This is a genomic window from Odoribacter sp. (assembly GCF_985060555.1).
The window spans coordinates 24,934-31,915 of the sequence record NZ_CFKYFN010000053.1; the positions used below are offsets into that span (position 1 = coordinate 24,934).

Annotated in this window: 6 protein-coding genes; 3 read left to right on the top strand and 3 right to left on the bottom strand. The window is 42.5% G+C overall.

Annotated elements, in window-relative coordinates; all coding sequences use genetic code 11:
* The first annotated feature begins 4 nt into the window (after positions 1 to 4).
* Complete coding sequence (locus tag AC5RDS_RS06980) at positions 5 to 1,291, top strand: O-antigen ligase family protein (protein ID WP_022160598.1); 1,287 nt, start codon at positions 5 to 7, stop codon at positions 1,289 to 1,291.
* Here AC5RDS_RS06980 and AC5RDS_RS06985 read toward each other — a convergent pair.
* The 3 genes from AC5RDS_RS06985 to ispD form a co-directional block, all read right to left on the bottom strand.
* Positions 1,288 to 2,250, bottom strand: coding sequence for a glycosyltransferase family 9 protein (locus AC5RDS_RS06985; protein WP_087382353.1), 963 nt, complete (start codon positions 2,248 to 2,250; stop codon positions 1,288 to 1,290). The genes AC5RDS_RS06980 and AC5RDS_RS06985 overlap by 4 nt on opposite strands.
* 96 nt (positions 2,251 to 2,346) lie before the next feature.
* Positions 2,347 to 3,762: a capsule assembly Wzi family protein gene (locus AC5RDS_RS06990; protein WP_087382350.1), complete on the bottom strand. Its 1,416-nt coding sequence runs from the start codon at positions 3,760 to 3,762 to the stop codon at positions 2,347 to 2,349.
* A complete protein-coding gene (gene ispD, locus AC5RDS_RS06995; RefSeq protein WP_087382446.1) occupies positions 3,750 to 4,460 on the bottom strand; it encodes a 2-C-methyl-D-erythritol 4-phosphate cytidylyltransferase in 711 nt (236 codons plus the stop codon). The genes AC5RDS_RS06990 and ispD overlap by 13 nt, the downstream gene beginning before the upstream one ends.
* A gap of 145 nt (positions 4,461 to 4,605) precedes the next feature.
* Here ispD and AC5RDS_RS07000 point away from each other — a divergent pair, with 145 nt between their 5' ends.
* Together AC5RDS_RS07000 and AC5RDS_RS07005 are read left to right on the top strand one after the other, a co-directional pair.
* Positions 4,606 to 5,586 (top strand): SDR family oxidoreductase, encoded by a 981-nt coding sequence (locus tag AC5RDS_RS07000; RefSeq protein ID WP_118121861.1) that lies wholly within the window; start codon positions 4,606 to 4,608, stop codon positions 5,584 to 5,586.
* Positions 5,586 to 6,872: a nucleotide sugar dehydrogenase gene (locus AC5RDS_RS07005; protein ID WP_022160594.1), complete on the top strand. Its 1,287-nt coding sequence runs from the start codon at positions 5,586 to 5,588 to the stop codon at positions 6,870 to 6,872. Before AC5RDS_RS07000 ends, AC5RDS_RS07005 begins: the two co-directional genes overlap by 1 nt.
* Positions 6,873 to 6,982: the final 110 nt, after the last annotated feature.

The window sequence follows — 6,982 nt, forward strand, 5'->3', positions numbered from 1 at the left end:
TCATATGAAGAATCTGGAAAGCAAGCTTTTTTTGCTTATTGCTTTTTTTATCGGGACTTGGGGGGCCTTGTTCCATGCTATGCAAACGGGTTTGATCGCTTTAGGATTAATTTATAACATCGTCAAATATAAAGATGATTTTGTAAGGAATATAAAAAAATACAAGTATTATGTAGCAATCCCGGTCATTTATATTTTATATTCAGCTGTTCATACCTTGATTATTGTGACTTCCGGAAAATATGCCGGGCTGAAACCGGGATTCGGAATTTTTGAAAAAGAATTTCTGGTATTTTTATTGGGAGTGCTGTATGTTATTTCGTTGAAAAGTTTTGTCAGTTTGCGGTTATTGAAGCAATTTTTACTTTGTTTTTGTATCAGTGTCCTGACTTTCAATTTGGTCATGCTTTTTCATCTTGGAGGGGAGAATTGGTTTACTGCTCCACAGACTGTCGTGCAAAATTTGTATGCCAGTCGTTTTGGGGGTACCAAGCACTTTTTAAATGGTGAAGTCTATCTGGATGCACAGGCTTTACAGATTTATGCGGCTGCTTTAATCGCTTATTTCTTCGGAATTATCCGTACGAAAATGGGCGAGAAAGTTATCGCTTTCACTGCTTTTGCTCTGTTCGTATGGTTGCTTAGCCTGACAGTCACAAAAAGTTCGATACTCTCTTTTCTATGTGGTTTCGTTATTTTCAATCTTTATTTCTTTAGAAAACTTTCCGTATGGCAGCGTTGGATGTTTATCGGGGTAATTCTGCTTGTTGGAATAAGCGGATATATTTTTCGTCCGGCGAGTTTCGATCAAAGGTGGATACAGTTGAAACAGGAGATTGAAGATGTGAATAATGGAAAATTAGATGGGGGATCTACTTTAGTACCCCGGATCGTTTTCTATCAGTCTTGTTTGAAAAATATCGATTCGTGGGGAATTTGGGGATTAGGGGTGTATACGAATGTGGTGTCGAAACAATGGTATCAGGCATCGGGAAACCGGGTTGTCGCTTCGCTGACTCATAGCCACAATTCTTATCTGCAATACTGGATGTTGATGGGTGTGGTCGGACTGGCTTTCATACTGAGTTGGTTTGTGTATCCTGTAAAAAGCATGATCTGTAGCAAAAAATATTCTTTTCTTGCCTTATCGCTCCTGGTCGCTTTTTTTATTGACAGTAATTTTGAAGTATTGCTGATCGTAAATGACGCACTTCCGGTTGTCATGTTCTTTTTAATGATGTTTTATGTCTTCCGGGATCAATTCTATGCTTTAGAACACGAAAGCGATTAAATCAATTCGGAAATGGTTTTCAGTATCAGGTCCGGGGTGATATTACGGATATAATCTTCTTCCCGGATCAGATTATTTTCTATTTTCAATATCCGTCCTAACGGAACTTTAGGAAGGATTGTCGATGTCGGGCTGGTAGAAAGGCCCATCAGGGCGATAAAAGGAGTTTTTACGGCAGCCGCTATATGGAGAGCACTCGAATCGATGGTAATGATCAAATCGACATTGGCTATCGTATTGATAAAACCTTCGATAGTTGTGCGTGCTGTCAGATTGATCAGATGATCGATACGGGCTTCCTCGGCATATTGGGTGTGTTTGATGTTGTCGTTTTCGTCCCCGATAAGCAAGAGGTTGTAGCCTTGCCGATTCAACAGCCTGAGGAGCTGAACCGCATATTCATCCGGATATTTCCGGAATTCTTTGTTCTCGCCTCCCAAATATAAAGCGATGGTCTTATGCGAATTATCGAATTGGAAAGTCTTCTGACCGGTATACCGGAGCGATAATTCGGGTAAATATACGTATTTATTCCCGATATACTCATTGAATAAAAAAGCATACCGGTTGATGTAATGTTTGTGATAATTGATCTCAGGACTGAAATCCAGCAGAAAACCTCTGCCTTCTCTATTGTAACCGATATTCTTTTTTACATTTCCTAATCTGAAAAGCAAAGCAGAAATAAAGGTATTAACAAAAATGACACCTAATTCACCGTTTTCTTTTCTTAATTCCCTGACAATTTTCCAATAGGTAGATAATTTTTTCTTCCGTTTGAGCGGGAAAGTAATATAATGAGTAATCCGGGGATCGTATTTAAATAATTCCCTGACAAAATCCGGTCCGACAATAGTAAATTCCGCTTCCGGATACTCCTGTTTTATCAACTCTAAACAAGGAGTCGTATTTATCGTGTCCCCTATGAAATTAGGGGTCCTGATAATTATTTTTTTCATTACTGGTTGTTGTTTTTATCCTTAGTTGTGTCGATAGACTATGCTTTTACATATACGATTCAAGTCATAAATTTGGTTTTGTTTTATTTGAAAAATTTAAAAAAATCCCGTTTTAAATATTTTAAGCATGATGCCGAAACTGTTCTTTAATAAATCGCCTTTATCAAACCCGACATTCAGCGCTGTATGGAAAGGAAGCTTGGTGTCCGGAGCAATGAGTTCCAAGCCCCAGCTGAATTGAGGTTTAGTGGTATATTCGCCGTTTTTGTTTATGAAATGGACCGAATGGGTCCCGTAATTCAGGGAGTAGCTCATCATGAGTTTGTAACGGATATCTCCCGGCAGATCCCCGCAAATTCCCAGATGATGGGCATAAAAACGATTATTGAGTACACCCCGGGTTATCCCGCTGGCTTCTTCCGGTTTGGGAGTGAAAAAGGGCGAACCGATCACTTGACCGTAGAATGTCCACCCCGACTGATAAATTCCGTTATTGAAATAATTATCGTTACCTCCGACGACCTCTCCGCTGACCGGATCATTGTGGAAGGGGCCACTCTGGCATTTGGTATAATAAAATTCGTAGACGAAACTTTTGAACCATTTGAAATTCTTTTTCCGGGTAAAATAAAGTCCGTAGAGTCCATCGGGACGGTTTCTGAATTTTTCACCCGATCCGTCTTCGAAAATATGATCGTAATAGAACTCAGCCCCCCAACGCTCGTTATTATATCTTATTTTCAAAAACTCATTACCGATGTGGTTCCCCAGTTTATTGATTTCATTTTCAGGAGCATCCCCTCCTCCGGCTTTAATAAGTACCACCCGGGCATAATCTTTGAAAGAGGTCGGGAGTTTACCGTCTTTTTCTGTCTCTCCTCCCCATTGGGCATAGTGGTCGAGTCCGGCTTCGATGCTGAGCTGGGGAATGATCGTAAATCTGATGTCCAGCATTTTGTGATGTAAGCGGGTACGGTTACCGGCATAACGATCGTCGATCATGAGGTATTCTCCGTACCGGGCTTTGAAAGACACCCATTTCCCTATCCAGGGAATTTTGATAAAATCCTGTGTATGGAGATTAATACCTGGCATACTCCGGGAATTGGTCGAATACAGCATGTCTCCGTTGGTAGAAGACAGACCGTCGTAAACAATTTCCGGTTTGATGATACCTAAATCCAGGATCAGGTTTTGCCAGCGTACACGACCGTAAAGCTGGTCGATGAAAATGCGGTGTTCTTTACGACCTAAAGCACCGGTACCTTCGAATCCGAATGAGTAGTCGAAAGCACGGGTATCGCTTTTACTGAAAGGAGTACCTACTCCGACAGTCCCCCACAAATAAGTGTCGTTTGTGATTTTTCCAAATGTGTTGGTATGCAGCCAGAAAGGAAGCCGGTCTGCTGTTACTCCACCACCGATTTCGGCCTGGTAATAGCCTTTCCAGTCCTGACCATAACCTTGTAATCCCCCGATAAACAGTAAAATAAGAGCTGTTAGACGTAGCATTTTCCTTCGTTTTTTAATAGTTGTTCTAGTATGATAATATCTTCTTTATAAGTGAATTTCATGTTACACGCTTCTCCTTTCACGATCTTGATCTCTTCCTGAGGGAGGTATTTCTTAACGACACTACAGTCATCGGTCGTTTTAAAATCCGGATCTTTCAATGCCAGGGCATAAGCTTCTTGTAAAGTTTGGTTGTGAAATCCTTGAGGAGTTTGTACCTGGTACAAAATATTCCGGTCCGGAATGCGGGAGACATAGGCATGGGTGGGATCGACTTCGATGATTGTATCTGTGGCGGGAATAGCCACATTGACAGCTTTATAAGTTTGAAGTTCGGTGATGACCTCCTCGATTATTCTCTGGGAGACCAACGGACGTACAGCATCGTGGATCAGCAGATTACACGGGCGGCCGGCATAAAATTTCAACGCAGCTAAAACAGAATGATAACGTTCTTTACCACCGTCGAGAAGATGTTTTACCTTGGAAATACGGCAATCAGAAAGGATATGTTCACACTCTTGTCGCCATTCGGGATGAATGACAACGGTAATTTCATCGATCGAAGGGGCTGAATTGAATTTTTCAAGGCTGTATTCCAAAATCGTTTTGTCGTTTATTTTTTTGAATTGTTTTGGAATACCCCCTCCGGCTCTTTGTCCTGAACCCCCGGCTAATATGACGGCAATATTTAGCATGATAAAGCACACTGGTAAATAATTGGAGACAAAGGTAATATTTTTTAGGAATATTCGCAGGAATAAAGCAGAAAGCAGTATTTTTGTTACATGATAATTCGAAATAGAAAGATGGTATTGTAATCTATTCTTTAAAGTGGCTGGAATGAGAAAATTTTTAGTAACAGGAGGAGCCGGTTTTATCGGTTCGAATCTGTGTGAATATCTTTTGAAGGCAGGGGAGGAAGTGACTTGTCTGGATAATTTTGCTACAGGTAAATTTGAAAATATAGAAGCTTTATTGAGGGAATATCCGGAGCGATTTAAATTGCAGGTGGGGGATATCCGCAAACCGGAAGATTGCCGCAAAGCAGTGGCTGAGGCGGAATATGTATTTCATGAGGCAGCTTTGGGCTCCGTACCGCGGTCGATCAATGACCCGCAGACCACCAATGAAGTGAATATTTCGGGTTTCCTGAATATGTTGGTCGCTGCCCGGGATGCCGGAGTCAGACGTTTTGTATATGCCGCTAGTTCTTCTACTTATGGCGATTCTCAGAATTTGCCCAAAGTGGAAGAGGTGATCGGGCGCCCTTTATCGCCTTATGCCATCACCAAATATGTGAACGAGCTTTATGCCGATGTGTTCGGACGGGTATATGGGATGGAATGTATCGGTTTACGTTACTTCAACGTATTCGGACGCCGGCAATCGCCGGACGGTGTTTATGCTGCCGTTATCCCGAAATTCGTGGAACAACTGATGCGGTATGAATCTCCGGTCATTAACGGAGACGGTGAATATTCCCGCGATTTTACCTATATCGACAATGTCTTACAGATGAACTGGCTGGCGATGAATACGGAGAATCCGAAGGCTGTAAATACGGTATACAATACCGCTTATGGGGAGAATACCACGCTGAATCAATTGGTCGGTTATCTCAAAGAGTTGTTGGGCTTTTACGACGCCCGGATTGCTGACGTGGATATTGTTTACGGCCCTGTCCGGAAAGGAGATATTCCGCATTCTCTGGCCTCTATCGATAAAGCCCGGCAGTTGTTGGGATACGATCCCCGGTTTAATATGAAACAGGGATTGAGGGAAGCGGTCAAATGGTATTGGGAGAATTTAAAAAGAAAGTGATGGAAGAGATTAAAATCGGAGTCGTCGGATTAGGGTATGTAGGACTTCCTTTAGCCCGTCTCTTTGCGACAAAATATGCTGTAGTCGGGTTCGATTTGAAAAAAGAACGTATCGAAGCCTTGAACCGAGGGATAGACAGGACACTGGAAGTGTCGGAAGAAGTGATGAAATCGGTATTGCGCCCCTCCGTTCCCAAACGGGGAGAGAAGGGGTTGTATTGTTCCTGTGACCCGGAAGATCTGAGAGATTGCAATTATTATATCATTACCGTGCCCACTCCTGTCGATAAACATAACCGGCCCGATCTCACTCCGTTGATCAGGGCTAGTGAGACAGTCGGTCAGGTGATTGTTCGCGGAGATATTGTCATTTATGAATCGACGGTTTATCCCGGGGCTACCGAAGAAGACTGTATCCCTGTGATAGAGCGGGTTTCAGGATTAAAATACAATGTAGATTTCTTTGCCGGTTATTCCCCCGAAAGAATCAATCCGGGAGATAAACAACATACGGTAGAAAAAATTAAAAAGGTAACTTCGGGTTCTACTCCCGGGGTGGCAGAGAAAGTGAACGCGCTCTATCATTCGGTTATCGTGGCGGGCACCCATCTGGCTCCTTCTATCAGAGTGGCCGAGGCAGCCAAGGTAATAGAAAATTCACAGCGGGATATCAATATCGCCTTTGTCAACGAATTGTCGAAAATCTTCAATTTAATGCATATCGATACACAAGCTGTGCTCGAAGCTGCCGCTACGAAGTGGAATTTTTTATCCTTCCGGCCCGGCTTGGTCGGAGGACATTGTATCGGTGTGGATCCCTATTATTTGGCCCAGAAAGCTCAGGAATACGGATACCATCCGGAAATTATCCTGGCAGGACGCAGACTGAACGACAGTATGGGCGAGTATGTGGCCAAACAAACGTTGAAGTGTATGATCCGGAAAGGACAATGTATCAAGGGATCTAAAGTTCTGGTGCTGGGGATTACTTTTAAAGAAAATTGTCCCGATGTCAGAAATACCAAAGTGGTCGATATTATCGCTGCTTTGAAAGAATTTGACTTGGAAGTCGATGTTTACGATCCCTGGGCATCTCCCGAGGAAGTACGGAAAGTCTACGGTTTAGAAATGAAGAATACCCTTCCCGCCGAAAAATACGAAGCGGTGGTATTGGCTGTTGCTCATCAGGAATTCCGGTCTTTGCGATTGAGGGAGTTGTGTAAAGAAAACGGTATTGTTTATGATGTGAAAAGTGTTGCCGGAGAGGCTGTAGAAGGACGGTTGTAACAGGAATTATTTAGGGACATTCAGTAAATACTATAAAATCAGCCAACTAATTCATACATAAAATGTTGCGAATTAGTTGGCTTTTTTGTATCTTTAGGTATTCCCCCGCA